Origin of the sequence: Ruegeria sp. HKCCA5763 (assembly GCF_013034545.1) — a bacterium.
In the GTDB taxonomy this organism is placed as follows: Bacteria; Pseudomonadota; Alphaproteobacteria; order Rhodobacterales; family Rhodobacteraceae; genus Ruegeria.
This window is the reverse complement of sequence record NZ_WQGF01000004.1, coordinates 197,460-213,061: the sequence shown is the minus strand read 5'-3', so window position 1 is coordinate 213,061 and position 15,602 is coordinate 197,460. Positions and strand designations below refer to the sequence as shown.

The following is a 15,602-nucleotide window of genomic DNA, read 5'->3' as shown; positions in this document are numbered from 1 at the left end:
GCCACAATGGCCAATTCAGTGCAGCAGGCAAGTCTATTAACCCCAGCGATTTCCGGTGACGAAGGCACCTAGATACTCTCCCAAGGGAAACTGTCCAACCGTTCAATCCCTGTTTCGGTTACCAGCACCTGAGTTTCCAGTTTGACACTTTCCGAGCCCTCTTCCCCAACAAGACTTTCGACGCAGACGACCATTCCCGGCTCGATTACGCCCGACATGGCGGTCTCATCGAAATCGACATGCAACGGGATGACAGGCCATTCATCTGCCATGCCCACGCCATGGACCGCCAGCGAATATCGATAGTCAACATGCCGTTCAGGAATGCGCCAGCTTCTTTCGTTAAACTCGGCAAATGTCATCCCCGGCTTCAACACATCCAGGTTATGGTAGATCTGATCCACAGCCGTCGCATAGATCCGCCGCTGCGTATCCGTCATCGGGGTATAACCACAGGTCCAACTGCGGCTGAGGTCCGCGCAGTAACCGTACGGGCCAATCATATCTGTATCAAACGATATCATTTCACCCAATCGGCATACCCGGTCCGAACATTCTTTGTACCAAGGGTTTGTATTAGGACCGCAGGTCAAAAGCTTGGTTTCAAGCCAATCTCCGCCCGAACGTGCATTCTCAAAATGAAGATGGGCCCATAGCTCGCGTTCGGTTACGCCGGGAACTGAATGTTCGTAGATACGTGCCATCCCAGCTTCGCAGACGCGAATGGTCCAACGCATCAGTTCGATTTCGTCAGGGGACTTGATCGAGCGCGCGCGCTCCGTCAATTCACCCCCTTCCACGAAAGTTAGACCGCGCTTTTGAAGCGCGTGAAGTCCCGGGCCGTCCAGCCTGTCTGCAGCAAAGCGGCGATTGCCACCACCATGTTGGCGGATTACGTCAGCTATTTCATCAGCCCAACCTTCAACGCCAACAGGGGCTTTGTCGCCCTTTGTCATGAACATCCATGACACGGCGGTTCGAATTTCGTCGATACCGGGCAAACCATTGTTCAGGTGTTCACAGCCCTTGAACTCCCACAGGATTGCTGGGCCGCCCGCCAGGATCATCGCATAACGAACCGGATTGTGGCCCGTCCAAATCTGCATGTTCGAGCTGTCGACCGCATAGCGGATATTAATCGGATCATAGAGCAACAGACCTGCCACATCATGCTGTGCCATCTGCTGTCGCAATCGGGCCAATCGATAGGCACGGGCCGCATCCAGAGTGGCCTGTGGGACTGGGCTGATCAGCGGCTTATCCGCACCGTCGCGGTTCAGGTAGGTTAGCTTGCGCTCATCCTTGAAGGCAGGGCGCACCTGAGTCATGACACGGAACGCCCATAGAAACCAATTTGTTCTTCGGCGGAAAAATAAACGCCAGGGGTCTCATAAAACGAGAAAATCGCGATCACGCGTTCGGTGTCGCCTTGAACAGGTACAACACGGTGCGGTGTATTCACCCCACGGAACACATTAAGCGCGCCGGGCAACGGCATGATCCGTTTTACTTCCGGGTCCTTCCCGGCCAGAACAGCGACAACACCTTCATAGTTTTGGTCATCCGGCGTGCGCAGGTCTTTGCGATACTCAAGCTCACCGCCCACCTCAGGGGCCTGCAACAAGATCGTCGTCGTGAATTCCGAGCGGTCGAAATGCCAGTTCAACCCTTCGCCATCCCGTGTTGCCTGCACGTTCACACGCGCCATGGGGTCATCCATCTGATACAGCTTTTCTTTGCCCATTGTTGCAGCCAGAAAGTCGGCGAAGGGTTGCCATTCGTATACATCGATCACCGGGTTGCCCTCTAGCTGATCGGCGCACAGTGTATGGTTGACAGTCTGCGATTTGACCATCGCCGGATGCGCATCGTCGATGCCGGGCATATCATCTTTGAAGTAGACGTTGTGTTTACGCGCATGCCTGAATGAGACTGTGTCCAACGCGGGTTTCGCCGCATCTGCAGCTTGCTGTGCGATGCCAGGCTTAAAAAATCCTGGCAGGTTGAACATGCCGTCAGATGCCAGGTCTGCCCGACACTTTTTCACCAGTTTCTCGTATTCCCGGCTGTCAGGTCTGTGCAAAGGGTATTTTTCAAGATCCAGCAAGTGCTTCATCGCGCGTCCTCCTTTACTTCATTGAAGTTCAGTTTATGACAAAAGCAACCAGGAAAATTATTGGGTATCATAAGTTTTACTATGGGCTATGGGCACACTCTTCCGCCTCTGACCGCGTTGCGCGCCTTTGAAGCCGCAGCCCGATGTGGCAGTTTCGTATTGGCTGGGAAAGAACTGAGCGTCAGCTCGGCCGCGATCAGTTTACAGATCAAAACCCTTGAGGATCATCTCGGCAAAAAACTGTTCGTCCGCAAAGGCAACCGGATTTCGCTGACGGATGCGGGTGAAATGATGTACCCCAAGCTCGCTCGTGCCTTTGAGGAAATGTCTGAAGCCGCTCGGATCGTACGCAGCGATACGTCAACCCGGCAGTTGGTTGTCAGCGTGCTGCCGGCATTGGCTGAGTTGTGGTTTCTGCCCAAAGCCATCACGTTTACCGAAGAAACCGGAATATCGCTGGATGTTCGCGTTCAGGAAGACCCGATCGACTTTGAACGTGAAGCCATCGACATACGTCTGACCTATGGCTCGGCGCTTTATCCGGGTTACCGGGAAACTCGCCTGTTTTCAGATGTTGCGATACCGGTCTGCGCCCCCTGGTTCTGTGAAGCATATCCCAACATGGATGAAGCACTGACAAATGTCCCGGACAACAAATTCATCCACAACAAATGGGGCTCAAACTATGCAAGCGAGCCACTTTGGTCGGATTGGAGGCGCCAGGTCGAGTCTGATGCAACGCCGTTTTCTGATGCGGGTTTGACGATCAACGATTTGACCTTCGCCATCGCAACAGCCAAGCGGGGGGCCGGTATCGCGCTGGTGCCTTCCGTCCTGGCCAAAACGGACCTTGCATCGGGGCTACTCGTTATCCCGTCGAAACATGCCTTGAAAATGAAAAAGGACTATGTTTGCGTGATCCCGCATGCGCGTTTCGATACCTCTGCCGTCCGTCAGTTCAGCGCGCATCTGGCACTGAATTGGGCATGAGCGAGCACCGGCACACCGCTAGTTAATCAACGCTTGATCGCTTAGATGATGGTCTTTGCCCAGGGCAAGTCCCTGAGTATTTGTTTCGAATGTCACGTTCATAGCGCACAAAGGCAGAGGCTGCTCAGCGCGGCTGACCACCGATTGCCAATGTAATTTCGTGCGCCGCCTCAAGGACCATTTCGCCGAAGTAAGCAGCGTTCGCTTTGTTGATCCGCGCAGTGGGGCCAGAGACGGAAATACCCGCACATGCAACGCCAAATTGGTTTTGAATTGCCGCTCCGGTGCAGGACATTCCCTCGTAACGCTCCTCATCATCAAAGGACCAACCGCGTTGTCGGATCAGTGTAAGATCTTCAAACAGAGACGCCGTCGATCTATGCGTGCGATCTGTGTAAGGCTCAAACGTAAGGTCCGACGTCAGCCTGCCCAAGGCATCCTGGCTAAGCTCGGCCAGCAATGCCTTTCCGGTCCCCGACGCGTACATCGGCGTCCGCGCGCCGGGCGGGAAAAAGGCCCTGATCGGATTGCTGGTTTCGATCTGATTGACGAATACCACATGGCTTCCATCTGGCATTGCCATATTCGCCGTCTCACCCGAGTCGCGCATAAGCCTGCGCAGGATCGGTCGACCAATCTCAACCACGCTGTTGCGGTTCAGATAAGACGCACCAGTCCGATACGCCTCGATCCCGATCATCCATTCCTGGCGTTGCTCATCAAAACTGACATAGCCGCGGTTGGACAGCGTCGTCAGTATGCGATGCGTCGTAGCCGTTGGCACGCCCGTCTCGCGACTGAGGTCGCTCAGCGTGCAGCGTTCCAGCGTCGCCAGGGTCGTCAATGTCTCCAAAGCCCGGTCCAGGGATTGCAGTGTTCCGGCTGAACTTTCCTTGAACAGTGACTTGGGCCTGCCGCGCGGCTTTTTATGATTCTCCATGGGGATTTTCCTATGTGGTCCACAGCTCGCTTTTAGGCTTCGCTGCAGAATTTTTCAAATTTGAAAAATTTCCTCTCCAAAGTGAAAAACGATCTTACCCATGTGTTTCAATGCGCTAGGTAATTTTTTCGCTATGTGAAAAACATTTTCGAGAAAATTGCAAACCCCAAGCATTGGTAACATCATATTACCAAAGAGGAGGGGCAAGCCATGTCTCAACAAAACCCAGTTTTTATTCCGGGGCCCACAAATATCCCCGATCGTCTGCGTCTTGCGATGCAGGTTCAGACGCAAGACCATCGTGCGCCCGATTTTGTTGAAACGTTTGCCCCTGTGTTGGAAGACACCAAGCGGGTATTTGGGACAACCTCGGGCCAGGTCATTACCTTCCCGGCCAGCGGGACAGGCGGTTGGGAGGCCGCGATGACCAATACGCTCAGCCCTGGCGATGCCGTCCTCGTGGCGCGCTATGGCATGTTCAGCCATCGCTGGATCGACCTGTGTCAGCGTCACGGGCTGGATGTCCGGATCATCGAATGCCCATGGGGCAGCGGTGCTCCGGCGAACAAGTTCGCCGAGGCTCTGGCCGCCGACAAGGCCCATGAGATAAAGGCGGTTTTGGTCACCCATAATGAGACGGCGACTGGCGTACGTTCGGATATTGCAGCGGTACGTAGGGCAATGGATGCCAGCACTCATCCGGCGATGCTGTTTGTAGATTGCGTCAGCTCGCTGGCCTCGATGCCCTTCGCGTTTGACGACTGGGGCGTTGATATCGCGGTCTCGGGCTCGCAGAAGGGCTTCATGCTGGCCACCGGAATGGCGATCTTGTGTGTCAGCCCCAAGGCGCTGGCGGCGATGGAGACGGCACAACTGCCGCGCACCTTCTTTGACTTCCGCGACATGATGAATGCCAACGCGTCGGGCGGCTTTCCCTATACCCCGCCGCTGCAGCTGATCTATGGCATGCGCGAAAGCCTGAAAATGCTGTTCGAGGAAGGCTTGGACAATGTCTATGCCCGCCACTTCCGTCTCGCCGAAGGTGTGCGCAAGGCCACCTCGGCCTGGGGGTTGGAGCTGGTGGCGCAGTCGCCGGATCTCTACTCTGACACCGTCAGCGCGATCTATGTACCCGACGGCTTCGACAGCAATGCGCTGACGGATCATGCCTTCAACACATATGGTGTCAGCTTTGGCATCGGGTTGGGCGAGATGAACGGCAAGGCCTTCCGCATCGGCCATCTGGGCAGCCTGACGGACGTGATGGTTCTGTCCGGTCTGGCCACGATCGAAATGGCCATGGCCGATCTGGACTATCCGATCGAGCTGGGCCGCGGCGTGGCCGCAGCGCAGGAATACTTCCGCGCGGGCCGTGCCACACCCATGCAATCTGCAGCGTAAGGAGGCTCTGATGTTGGATGCAATGACCACAGCCGATTGCCTGACCATCGCCGATATGCGCGAGGCGCATGAGCGGATCAAACCCCATATCAACCGCACCCCGGTGTTGCGGTCGGAGTATCTGGACGATCTGACCGGCGCGCAGCTGTTCTTCAAATGCGAGAACTTCCAGGAGGCGGGCGCTTTCAAAGTGCGCGGGGCCTGCAATGCGGTCTTTGGCCTGAATGACGAGGCCGCCGAGCGCGGCGTCTGCACGCATTCTTCCGGCAACCATGCGCTCAGCCTGTCTTATGCGGCGGGCCGCCGGGGCATTCCCTGCAACGTGGTGATGCCGCGCACGGCACCGCAGGCCAAGAAGGACGCGGTGCGCCGCTATGGCGGGATCATCACCGAATGCGAGCCCTCGACCACCTCGCGCGAGGTGGTGTTTGCCGAGGTGCAGGCCCGCACAGGCGGCGAGTTCGTGCACCCGTATAACGACCCGCGCGTGATTGCGGGGCAGGCGACCTGTTCGGCGGAGCTGCTGGAACAGACCGACGGGCTGGACGCGGTGGTTGCGCCCATCGGCGGCGGTGGCATGATCTCGGGCACCTGCCTGACCCTGTCGAACCTGGCGCCCGAGGTGCAGATCTATGCCTCGGAACCGGAACAGGCCGATGACGCCTATCGCAGCTTCAAGGCTGGTCACATCATCGCCGACGACGCACCGATCACCATCGCCGACGGGCTGAAAGTGCCGCTGAAAGAAAACACCTGGCACTTTGTGTCGAACTTTGTGCGCGACATCCACACCGCCAGCGAAGACGAGATCATCGCCGCGATGAAGATCACCTGGAAATACCTGCGCATCGTGATGGAGCCCAGCTGCGCCGTTCCGCTGGCGACGATCCTGAAACACCCCGAGGTGTTCAAAGGCCAACGCGTCGGCGTGATCATCACGGGTGGCAACGTGGATCTGGACAAATTGCCCTGGACCCAGGGCTGAGGAGGAAGTGAGATGAATATGCCTGTGAATATCGACCAGCTTGAGGTTGGCTATGACATCCCCGCCGCCATCGGCATGGACGCATCCGAGATTCAAACCCCGGCTCTGGTGCTGGATCTGGACGCGCTGGAGCGCAACATCAAGAAGATGGGCGATTATGCCAAGGCCCACGGCATGCGTCACCGGGTGCATGGCAAGATGCACAAATCTGTCGACGTGGCGCAGCTGCAGGTCGAGCTGGGCGGGGCCTGTGGCATTTGCTGCCAAAAGGTCTCGGAGGCCGAGGTCTTTGCCCGTGGCGGCATCAAGGATGTGCTTGTGTCTAATCAGGTGCGCGACCCGGCCAAGATCGACCGTCTGGCGCGGATGCCCAAGCTGGGCGCGCGCACGATCTGCTGCGTTGACGATATCGACAATGTCGCCGATCTGTCCGAGGCCGCGCAGCACCACGGCACCCAGATCGAATGTCTGGTCGAGATCGACTGCGGCGCGGGTCGATGCGGCGTAACCACCACGCCAGAAGTGATCGCGATTGCCAAGGCCATCGACGCGGCCCCGGGGCTGAAGTTTGCGGGCATCCAGGCCTATCAGGGCGCGATGCAGCACATGGATCTGTATGAGGACCGCAAAGCCAAGATCGACATCGCCGTGGCGCAAGTCAAAGACGCCGTGGGCGGGCTGGCCGCCGAAGGGCTGGACTGTGACATCGTCGGCGGCGGCGGTACCGGGTCTTATTACTTCGAGAGCACTTCGGGCGTGTATAACGAACTGCAATGCGGCTCCTACGCCTTCATGGATGCCGATTATGGCCGCATCCTGGATGAAAACGGCAACCGCATCGACCGGGGAGAGTGGGAGAACGCCTTCTTCATCCTCACCAGCGTCATGAGCCATGCCAAGGCCGACAAGGCCATCGTGGATGCCGGTCTCAAGGCCCAATCCGTGGACAGCGGCCTGCCGGTGATCTTCGGGCGCACGGATGTGGAATATGTCAAATGCTCGGACGAGCACGGCGTGGTCGCCGACCCCGACGGTGTTCTCAAGGTCAATGACAAGCTTCATCTGGTGCCCGGTCACTGTGACCCGACCGCCAATGTGCATGATTGGTATGTGGGTGTTCGGAACGGCAAAGTTGAAGCGCTTTGGCCGGTCTCCGCGCGCGGCAAGGCTTACTAGCCGCCGCACATGCGTCCCGGGCGGCAGTTATCCCTTCCCCTGCCGCCCGGACCTGCACCCCAAAGCTCAAGGAAAAGGTCATGAAAGATATGACAGACAAACCCCTGCTGATCGTTGGAGAAGACCTCTGCCAGCAACTGGTCGGACGCCGCGAGGCCTTCGACGCGGTTCAGGACGTCTTTGCCGCCATGGCGCGTGGCGACGCCTATAACTTCCCCGTCATTCGTGAGGCAATCGGATATGCTGATGCGCTTTATGGCTTCAAATCCGGCTTTGACCGAGCCGGTCAAGTGCTGGGTGTCAAATCCGGCGGCTACTGGCCCGGCAACATGGACAAGGGCTTGACCAATCACCAGTCCACCGTCTTCCTGTTCGACCCCGATACCGGACGGCTCTCGGCACTGGTCGGCGGCAATTACCTGACCGCCGTGCGCACCGCTGCATCCTCGGCCGTGTCGATTGCCCATCTGGCGCGCAAGGATGCCAAGGTGCTGGGCATGGTCGGCGCAGGCCACCAGTCGACCTTCCAGCTGCGCGCCGCCGCCGAGCAGCGCGACTTTGAAAAAGTCGTCGCCTGGAACCCACACCCCGAGATGCTGCCCCGCCTGGGCGCGGTCGCAACCGAGCTGGGTCTGGAGTTCGAGGCCGTCAGCCCAGAGGACCTGGGTGCACAGGCGGATGTCATCATCACCATCACCTCGGCCTTCGAGCCACTGCTGATGAAAGACTGGATCAAACCCGGCACCCACCTAGCCTGCATGGGCACCGACACCAAAGGCAAACAAGAGGTCGACGCCGCGCTGGTCGCAGCCGCCACAGTCTTCACCGACGAGGTCGCACAGTCCATCACCATCGGCGAGGCCCAGCACGCTATTAAGGACGGCACTCTTGCCGAAGACCGGATCACCTCAATAGGTGCGGTCATCAACAATGATCATCCCGGAAGAACTTCCGAAAACGAAGTCACCCTTTTCGATGGCACTGGCGTCGGACTACAAGACCTCGCCGTCGCCAATGTCGCAGCTCGGATGGCGGAAGAGACAGGAAACGTAACACGCGTGGTACTTTGAAATAGGCCCGATTACGCCTCTTCAGCCGCGCGTTTCGAGGCGATCATGTCCAAAAGTTGTTCTTTGGTTCGCCGTATGTGGCGGACCAAAACATCGCAGGCTTCATCAGTTTTGCCTTCTTGCGCCAACTGCAGCAGGTCGCGGTGGTCCTTCTTTGCCGGTTCACGCTGTTTCATCACACTCAGATGCATACGAACATAACGGTCAGATTGAAGATTGATGCGGTCCAACAATTCATTGGTCAGTTTACGTTGCGAGGCGGCGTAAAGCGCCGAATGGTATTTGTAATTCAAAATGCCCCACTTACCCACGTCGTTTTCGTCATAAGACGCTTCCATCTGGGTCAAAATCTCATCGCACCGCGCGAAATCAGCGGATGTCATATTCGGAATGGCACGGCGAAACAGATCCACTTCGATCAGGATGCGCAAATCGAAAATCTCGCCTATTTCACTGAGGGAATGCTTGGTGACTGAACCGCCTCGGTTGTTGGCCCATTGCACCAGACCTTCGGCATTCAGACGTTTAAGCGCTTCACGGATCGGCATCCGTGAAACATCATATTCTTCGGCCAGAGCTTCTTGCCGGATCGTTTCACCCTCGGAGAGATCACCGCTCAGGATGCGTTCACGCAGGTCATTTGCAATAACCTCCGGTAAGCTCTGCTTGGTGATTGCGCGTTTACCTGCCATTTCAGATTTTGCCCTGCAGTATTTCAGATAGGGGTACCCATTTTTTGCAGCCTCTCCAAGCCGAACCAAAGAACTGGCATCGGCGGGACGAATCCGCGTGAACGGATACGGGATCGGAGATTGCGCATTCAAACACCCCAGGTATCCGACAAACGATACCCGCCTGGCCACGGGTCGTCGGGATCAAGCATGTGCTGATGAATACCAGTGATCCAACCGCGCCCGCTGATCTCTGGTATGATCGCCGCGCGATCCCCAACCTGCGCCGTGCCGACGATCCGCCCGGTGAAGCGCGACCCGATGATCGAGACCGCTTCGAAACTCTGACCAGGCTTCATCAGCCCTTTCGCCGCCATCAGCGCCATCCGTGCCGACACCGCTGTTCCCGTGGGCGAGCGGTCAACCTTACCCGGCTGGATCGCCACCGCAGACTTTCCGGAGAGGCCCGTTTCGATTTCACTGAGCGGGCCGCAAAAGGCGCAGAACGAGATATGGTCCCAATCCGGGTTCTCGGGATGCGAAAACCCAAGCTGTTCATTTGCGGCATTGGTGATCTTTACGCCCAACCGGGCGATATCGCGGGCTTCGTGCTCAGCGATTTCAAATCCCAGCGCCTTTGCGTCGACAACTGCGAAACTGTCGCCGCCATAGGCTGTATCCACGATGATCGTGCCCATCCCCGGCACCTCAAGCGGGACCGACAGTTTGTCGGCGAAACTGGGCAGGTTCTGCACGAAAATGCGCTGCGCCTTGCCGTTGCTGCATTCCGCCCGCACCCGGACCAATCCACCCGGGGCCTCAAGCACCATGTGCGTTTCGGGTTCCTGCATCGGAATGATCCCGCCATCCAGCAACACAGTCGAAACGCAGATCGAGTTCGATCCGGACATGGGTGGCGTGTCTTCGGGTTCCATGATGATCCACGCAGCATCAGCTTCGGGGTGTTTCGGGGGCACCAGCAGATTGACATGGCGGAACACACCACCCCGCGGTTCGTTCAGCACAAAGTTGCGCAGGGTTTGGTCCTGCGCAATGAAACTGCGTTGCGCCCAAACCGTGTCGCCGGGTGGCGGGCTGACGCCCCCAACAATCACATCCCCCACTTCGCCTTCAGCATGAGCCGAGATCACATGTATCGTTTTGCTGCTACGCATTTGGTTCCTCAGTCATGGTATGCGACAGGCGTTCGGCGCCTCGAATTCGAATTGACGGCAATCGCCCATCTTCCGGGTCAAAACCGTGTGGATGCATAAGGCGTCACATCAAGCGACGGTTTCCCATCAATGGCCAGATCTACAATCAGCTCAGCCGTGCCTGCGGATTGAGTAAGCCCCAGATGGCCATGGCCGAAAGCATAAAAGACCTGCGGTGCCCGCGCCGCGCGGTCGATAACCGGCAGGCTGTCAGGCAGAGACGGACGAAAACCCATCCATTGCTTGCCCCCTTCCAAGTTGAGCTTGGGCAGGAACCGTCCGGCTTTGGCCAGCAACGTGTCGGCGCGTTTGTAATTCGGGGCGAGTTTCAACCCTCCGAGTTCGACCGCACCGCCGACACGCACACCGTCGTTTATCCGTGTCACAACAAATCCGTGCCCGCCAAACGTTAGATGCGTACGCAGGTCAAAGGCTCCTTTGGGCAGGGTGGTATTATACCCGCGCTCTGTCTCAAGAGGAATGTGATCCCCTAGCGTCTTGGCCAATTGATGTGACCACGCCCCTGCCGCCACGATCACCTGATTGGCTGAAACTTCACCGCTGGCAGTTGTCAGGCGAACCCCCGCTTCGGTTGGCGTCAGAGAAGTGACACCTGCAATCTCAACACGACCTCCTCTCGCGGTGAACTTCGCCGCCAGATGGCTGGTCCAAAGGGCCGGATCGACCGTATTCATCCAGGTGGGCGTAAAACCTGCATGGGTAAACCGATGATCAAGACCGGGCTGAATCTCGGCAATTGCATCCGGACTGTCCAACAGATCAAAGGGAATGCCATGGTCCCGGCGCAAGTCCCAAGTGGGCAAGCTGGCACGGAACTCGGCTTCGCCTTCGAACAGCTGCAACTGACCATCGCGCTGCATTAGCACCTCGCCATCCACGTCTTTGATCTGACGCTCCAGCGCCGCCCGGCAATGGTCCATCAGCGCAGCTTGCGCCGACAGCGACGCGTCGTAGTGGTCCCGACAACTGGCCCGCCAGAACCTCAGCATCCAGGGTGCGATATTCAATGCATAAGCGGGCGGCACCGACAGCGGACCCAAAGGATCGAGCAGCCATTTCGGCGCTTTGCGCATGATCCCGGGCGTGGCAAGCGGCACGATATCGGTAAAGGCAAACGCCCCGGCATTGCCTTTCGACGCCCCTGCCCCGATACCTTCGCGGTCCAGCATCAGAACCTGCTTGCCGCGCTTTTGCAGCTCCAGCGCAGCGCTGATTCCGACGATACCCGCGCCGATTACAACAATATCCGCTTTTATGTCTTGCTGCATGGCCAGATGTTCTCAAATCTTGCTTCATGTCCGGGGACCGAATTACACCGGTCCCCGGTTTTTATGTCACAGGTAGATCCCAGCGCAGAACGGATCGTTCTGAGCGAAGATCAATTTACCCTCAGCCATGACATGGGCCTGCCCCGTCAGGGTCGGGATGACTCCACCGTTAGGACCGGGTTGGTAGCTCAGCCGGTAGGGGCTGCCGATCACACTTTCCTGTATGATCTCCTCCCCCGGAGCCAGCACCCCATCAGCAGCCAAACAGGCCAGACGCGCCGAACTGCCCGTGCCGCATGGGGACCGGTCGTATTCATCGTCCGGGCACAGCACAAAGTTGCGGCTGTGAATACCTTGCGATGGGGATTTGCCCTGCAAGATCACGTGATCCACGTCTTCTCCGTTCTCGCCGGTCACACCCTGCGCGATACAGGCTTCGCGGATGGCAATGGTCAGATCCGTCAGAGCGCGGATGTTGCCGGTCTCAACCGCAATCGGGCTGGGGTCGACAATAAAGAACCAGTTTCCGCCATAAGCCAGATCACCCGTCACCTGACCGTGGCCTTCAACTTCAATCGAAACCGACGCCCGAACTCGGCGGCTTTCAATATTGGTGACCCGTACAGTATTGGCGTCCAGCAGTTTGACCGAGATCAGACCCGCCGGAGTTTCGATCCTGTGCGTGCCCGGCGTAATCCGACCCAGATGCGCCAGCGTCACCCCCAGCCCGATGGTGCCATGTCCGCACATGCCTAAAACCGCGTCGGCATCGAAATAGATCACACCGGTTTCACAGTTCGGGTCTTCGGGGGGCACCAGAAGCGCGCCCACCATTCCGGGTTGTCCACGTGGCTCCAGCAGAACCGATTTATAGAACGCCTCATGCTCGGTGGCCAACAGACGGGCACGCTCGGCCAGCGGCCCCGATCCCAGATCAGGGCCACCATCCAAAATCACCCGTGTGGGCATCCCACCGGTATGGCTGTCGATCACATGCATTCAGCAATCACCCCACCCTGGCTTGACCAGTCGGCAAACCAGGTGCGGAAAAGGTTGTATTGCTGTTCGCAATAATTGCGCTGCGCATCCGACAATTCATCGGTTTCAACAAAATGCAGGCGGTATTCCTCTTCCCCGTTCAGAACCAGCAGATGCTTGTAATACAGCACCAGATCAGTGCCCTCGTCAAAGCTGGCCAACACACCAAAGGCTTCTTCCAACTCGCGCGCACGCTGACGGGCGTCGGCATGACCGGCCGCTGCTTTCTGGCACAAGGCGGCCAATAGCAGCGCCTCTTTCGGCAGCGCCGTTCCAATCCCGGTGATCGAGCCGGTGGCCCCGCAATTTACAAAGCCATGATAGACTTCGGTGTCTACACCCACCATCAGCGTAACCTGATCGTCTTGCGAGGTGATATGCTCTGCCGCATAGCGCAGGTCATCCTTGCCACCGAATTCCTTGAACCCTACTAGGTTAGGATGTTCGGCCCGCAGGGCAAAGAACAGATCGGCCCTTGTGGCAAATCCATAGACCGGGCTGTTGTAAATGATGGCCGGAACGTCGGGTGCTGCGGACAGTATGGCCTTGAAATGATTGCGCTGTGCCGCGACAGAGGACCCACGTGACAGTACGCGGGGGATAACCATAAGCCCCGCCGCGCCCACCTTTTGCGCGTGCGCTGCCAGTGCCACGGCGGATTTCGAGTTGATCGCGCCTGTGCCGACAACCACCGGCAGACCGGCATCGACCAAACGTTCCACGCCTTCCATCCGTTCAGCATCAGACAGCAAGGGCCAGTCACCCATTGAGCCGCAATACACCACGGCAGACATGCCTGCCGCAATCATTTCCTTACCCTTTTTAACGAGGCTATCGAAATCCGGCGTTCGATCCGTTTTGCACGGGGTCATTAGGGCGGGCATGGTACCAGTGAAGATGTTTTGAGACATGAAGATAACGTTCCTCAAGGTTGTAGGGGTGTGAGCGCTTTGCGCGTGTATGCTTGGTGTTTACAGGTGGCTGAGACATTTCCCGTAGGTTTCATTGGCTCAAGCGAAATGTAAAATGCGACCCCTTTCGAACATGTCCGAAGGCTCGGAATTTGTGGCACAAGTCTTGGGTCACTATAGCCGCAGGGTTTCAAACGCAGTCCTCCTGAATCATCTGACAGTGATGCCGTATCGGATTTTGTATCCAAAATCCAGTTCTGTTTGACCGAAGGAAGCCACATCCTGGAATTCAGCACAGGTAAGCACGTTGCGTTTCGTGAACAGGCTTGGAGCAGTCATTGTAATTAAGCCCATGGCTGTCCATTAAGTTCTGCAACCAGCGCCCCGTGCACCCGAATAGTCAGTTCCGACGGACTGGAAAAAATGCCGCCCATCGGCAACAGGCTTTTTTTGTCGGTGAACTCCGTAACGCGACATGGACAGCATCAGGCAAATAATGAGACAACACCGCAAACCGGTACCTAAGACAATCCACCTGGCAAAAGCCTGTGTTCTTTCGGCTTTGTCGGATTGGTCCCAAAGATACCTTTTGTGGAGCGCGCCATCCAAAAACGCGGCTTCGGATGAATTGACATTGAAGGAGAGACCGATGGAAATCAGGCCTTTCGGCGTTGAGATGTGGATGAATGAGTTCGAAACCAAGTGCGATCTCAACCTGGCAGAAACCTGTGTGGAGTCCATCACACTGGGTGAGCTGTTTGAGATGGCTGGCCAGCATAATCATATTCTGAATGATCTGTCGGCCCTAAAGATGACATATGGCGCAATCGAAGGATCTCATCGTTTGCGTGACGCTATCTGCAGTCTGTATGAAAATCAGACCCGCGACAATATCCTGACGACCCATGGAACAATCGGGGCCAATTCACTGGTACATCAAACATTGGTTTCGCGCGGCGATCATGTGATTTCGGTGATCCCAACCTATCAGCAACATTACTCGATCCCCGAAAGCATCGGCGCTGATATCGAACTCTTGCACCTGACACCGGAAAACGCGTTTCTGCCCGATCTCGACAAGCTCCGCGCTATGGTTCGACATGACACGCGGTTGATTGCAATCAATAATCCGAACAACCCGACCGGCGCTTTGATAGACCGCACCATGCTGGAACAGATTGTCGAAATAGCGCGCAGCGTCGATGCGTGGCTCTTATGTGACGAGGTGTATCGCGGCACCGATCAGAAGGGTGATGGATTTACGGCCGCCATAGCCGATCTTTATGAAAAAGGGATCAGCACGGCGGGTATGTCCAAGGCGTATTCGTTGGCAGGGTTGCGGGTCGGTTGGATCGCGGGACCGAAAGAGATGCTGCATGACGTGATGATCCATCGCGACTACAACACTATCTCGGTTGGGAAGGTTGACGAATTGCTCGCGGCCATGGCGCTTGAGAACCGTGACAAGATTCTGGCCCGTGCCCGACGGATCACCCGTGAGAACCTGCGTATCGTAGAAAATTGGATCGCAAACGAACCATTGCTGAGTTGGGTACCGCCAAAATCAGGTACCACCGCGCTACTCAAGTACGATCTGCCGATGTCTTCACGCGACTTGTGTGTTACGCTTTTAGAAGAAGAAGGCGTGATGCTGACACCTGGCAGCGCGATGGATATGGAGGGCTGGCTGCGGCTTGGCTACTCCAATCCGACGGCGGATCTTAAAGCAGGGCTGGAAAAGTTCTCAGGCTTTTTGGCGCGCCACAGCACGGCGAAAGATGCAGGGCACTGACGGCGCTTG

General features: G+C 57.1%; 14 protein-coding genes. 6 read left to right on the top strand and 8 right to left on the bottom strand.

Translation table 11 applies throughout. The features are described 5' to 3' along the window. Positions 1 to 68 precede the first annotated feature (68 nt). Both GOV89_RS09460 and GOV89_RS09455 read right to left on the bottom strand, forming a co-directional pair. Complete coding sequence (locus GOV89_RS09460; RefSeq protein WP_171176573.1) at positions 69 to 1,328, bottom strand: Xaa-Pro peptidase family protein; 1,260 nt, start codon at positions 1,326 to 1,328, stop codon at positions 69 to 71. Next, positions 1,325 to 2,116, bottom strand: a complete 792-nt coding sequence (locus GOV89_RS09455) for a 2OG-Fe(II) oxygenase (protein ID WP_171176572.1) — start codon at positions 2,114 to 2,116, stop codon at positions 1,325 to 1,327. Before GOV89_RS09455 ends, GOV89_RS09460 begins: the two co-directional genes overlap by 4 nt. A gap of 60 nt (positions 2,117 to 2,176) precedes the next feature. Between GOV89_RS09455 and GOV89_RS09450 the strand changes: the two genes are divergently transcribed. After that, positions 2,177 to 3,106 (top strand): LysR family transcriptional regulator, encoded by a 930-nt coding sequence (locus GOV89_RS09450; RefSeq protein ID WP_171238019.1) that lies wholly within the window; start codon positions 2,177 to 2,179, stop codon positions 3,104 to 3,106. Positions 3,107 to 3,230: 124 nt separating this feature from the next. On the opposite strand, the gene GOV89_RS09445 is transcribed toward GOV89_RS09450, so the two are convergent. Beyond that, a complete protein-coding gene (locus GOV89_RS09445) occupies positions 3,231 to 4,046 on the bottom strand; it encodes an IclR family transcriptional regulator (protein WP_171176568.1) in 816 nt (271 codons plus the stop codon). 210 nt (positions 4,047 to 4,256) lie between these two features. On the opposite strand from GOV89_RS09445, the gene bhcA reads away from it, so the two are divergent. The 4 genes from bhcA to bhcD all read left to right on the top strand — a co-directional run bounded on the left by bhcA (position 4,257) and on the right by bhcD (position 8,678). Then, positions 4,257 to 5,447 (top strand): L-aspartate--glyoxylate aminotransferase BhcA, encoded by a 1,191-nt coding sequence (gene bhcA, locus GOV89_RS09440; protein WP_171238018.1) that lies wholly within the window; start codon positions 4,257 to 4,259, stop codon positions 5,445 to 5,447. Between the two features lie 10 nt (positions 5,448 to 5,457). Then, a complete protein-coding gene (gene bhcB / locus GOV89_RS09435; protein WP_171238017.1) occupies positions 5,458 to 6,432 on the top strand; it encodes a beta-hydroxyaspartate dehydratase BhcB in 975 nt (324 codons plus the stop codon). A 12-nt stretch (positions 6,433 to 6,444) separates the two neighbouring features. Next, the gene (bhcC, locus tag GOV89_RS09430; RefSeq protein ID WP_171176562.1) at positions 6,445 to 7,608 is read left to right on the top strand and encodes a 3-hydroxy-D-aspartate aldolase BhcC; all 1,164 of its coding nucleotides are present in this window, start codon (positions 6,445 to 6,447) and stop codon (positions 7,606 to 7,608) included. Between the two features lie 89 nt (positions 7,609 to 7,697). After that, positions 7,698 to 8,678 (top strand): iminosuccinate reductase BhcD, encoded by a 981-nt coding sequence (gene bhcD, locus GOV89_RS09425; protein WP_209509419.1) that lies wholly within the window; start codon positions 7,698 to 7,700, stop codon positions 8,676 to 8,678. A gap of 11 nt (positions 8,679 to 8,689) precedes the next feature. Here the strand turns inward: bhcD and GOV89_RS09420 are convergent, their stop codons facing one another. From GOV89_RS09420 to GOV89_RS09400, 5 genes are all read right to left on the bottom strand, one after another. After that, the gene (locus GOV89_RS09420; protein ID WP_171176559.1) at positions 8,690 to 9,370 is read right to left on the bottom strand and encodes a GntR family transcriptional regulator; all 681 of its coding nucleotides are present in this window, start codon (positions 9,368 to 9,370) and stop codon (positions 8,690 to 8,692) included. Positions 9,371 to 9,498: 128 nt separating this feature from the next. Then, a complete protein-coding gene (locus GOV89_RS09415; RefSeq protein ID WP_171176557.1) occupies positions 9,499 to 10,524 on the bottom strand; it encodes a proline racemase family protein in 1,026 nt (341 codons plus the stop codon). A gap of 77 nt (positions 10,525 to 10,601) precedes the next feature. Then, positions 10,602 to 11,852 (bottom strand): FAD-binding oxidoreductase, encoded by a 1,251-nt coding sequence (locus GOV89_RS09410; protein ID WP_171238016.1) that lies wholly within the window; start codon positions 11,850 to 11,852, stop codon positions 10,602 to 10,604. A gap of 66 nt (positions 11,853 to 11,918) precedes the next feature. Beyond that, positions 11,919 to 12,851 (bottom strand): proline racemase family protein, encoded by a 933-nt coding sequence (locus GOV89_RS09405; RefSeq protein ID WP_171238015.1) that lies wholly within the window; start codon positions 12,849 to 12,851, stop codon positions 11,919 to 11,921. Next, on the bottom strand, positions 12,842 to 13,801 hold the full coding sequence (locus tag GOV89_RS09400; RefSeq protein ID WP_171176552.1) for a dihydrodipicolinate synthase family protein: 960 nt from the start codon (positions 13,799 to 13,801) through the stop codon (positions 12,842 to 12,844). The genes GOV89_RS09405 and GOV89_RS09400 overlap by 10 nt, the downstream gene beginning before the upstream one ends. A gap of 649 nt (positions 13,802 to 14,450) precedes the next feature. On the opposite strand from GOV89_RS09400, the gene GOV89_RS09395 reads away from it, so the two are divergent. Continuing rightward, the gene (locus GOV89_RS09395; protein ID WP_171176550.1) at positions 14,451 to 15,593 is read left to right on the top strand and encodes an aminotransferase; all 1,143 of its coding nucleotides are present in this window, start codon (positions 14,451 to 14,453) and stop codon (positions 15,591 to 15,593) included. Positions 15,594 to 15,602: the final 9 nt, after the last annotated feature.

Coding starts and splice junctions, on each gene's coding strand:
- GOV89_RS09460 (WP_171176573.1), bottom strand. CDS start 1,328: ATGACTCAGGTGCGCCCTGCCTTCAAGGATGAGCGCAAGCTAACCTAC.
- GOV89_RS09455 (WP_171176572.1), bottom strand. CDS start 2,116: ATGAAGCACTTGCTGGATCTTGAAAAATACCCTTTGCACAGACCTGAC.
- GOV89_RS09445 (WP_171176568.1), bottom strand. CDS start 4,046: ATGGAGAATCATAAAAAGCCGCGCGGCAGGCCCAAGTCACTGTTCAAG.
- bhcA (WP_171238018.1), top strand. CDS start 4,257: ATGTCTCAACAAAACCCAGTTTTTATTCCGGGGCCCACAAATATCCCC.
- bhcB (WP_171238017.1), top strand. CDS start 5,458: ATGTTGGATGCAATGACCACAGCCGATTGCCTGACCATCGCCGATATG.
- bhcC (WP_171176562.1), top strand. CDS start 6,445: ATGAATATGCCTGTGAATATCGACCAGCTTGAGGTTGGCTATGACATC.
- bhcD (WP_209509419.1), top strand. CDS start 7,698: ATGACAGACAAACCCCTGCTGATCGTTGGAGAAGACCTCTGCCAGCAA.
- GOV89_RS09420 (WP_171176559.1), bottom strand. CDS start 9,370: ATGGCAGGTAAACGCGCAATCACCAAGCAGAGCTTACCGGAGGTTATT.
- GOV89_RS09415 (WP_171176557.1), bottom strand. CDS start 10,524: ATGCGTAGCAGCAAAACGATACATGTGATCTCGGCTCATGCTGAAGGC.
- GOV89_RS09410 (WP_171238016.1), bottom strand. CDS start 11,852: ATGCAGCAAGACATAAAAGCGGATATTGTTGTAATCGGCGCGGGTATC.
- GOV89_RS09405 (WP_171238015.1), bottom strand. CDS start 12,851: ATGCATGTGATCGACAGCCATACCGGTGGGATGCCCACACGGGTGATT.
- GOV89_RS09400 (WP_171176552.1), bottom strand. CDS start 13,801: ATGTCTCAAAACATCTTCACTGGTACCATGCCCGCCCTAATGACCCCG.
- GOV89_RS09395 (WP_171176550.1), top strand. CDS start 14,451: ATGGAAATCAGGCCTTTCGGCGTTGAGATGTGGATGAATGAGTTCGAA.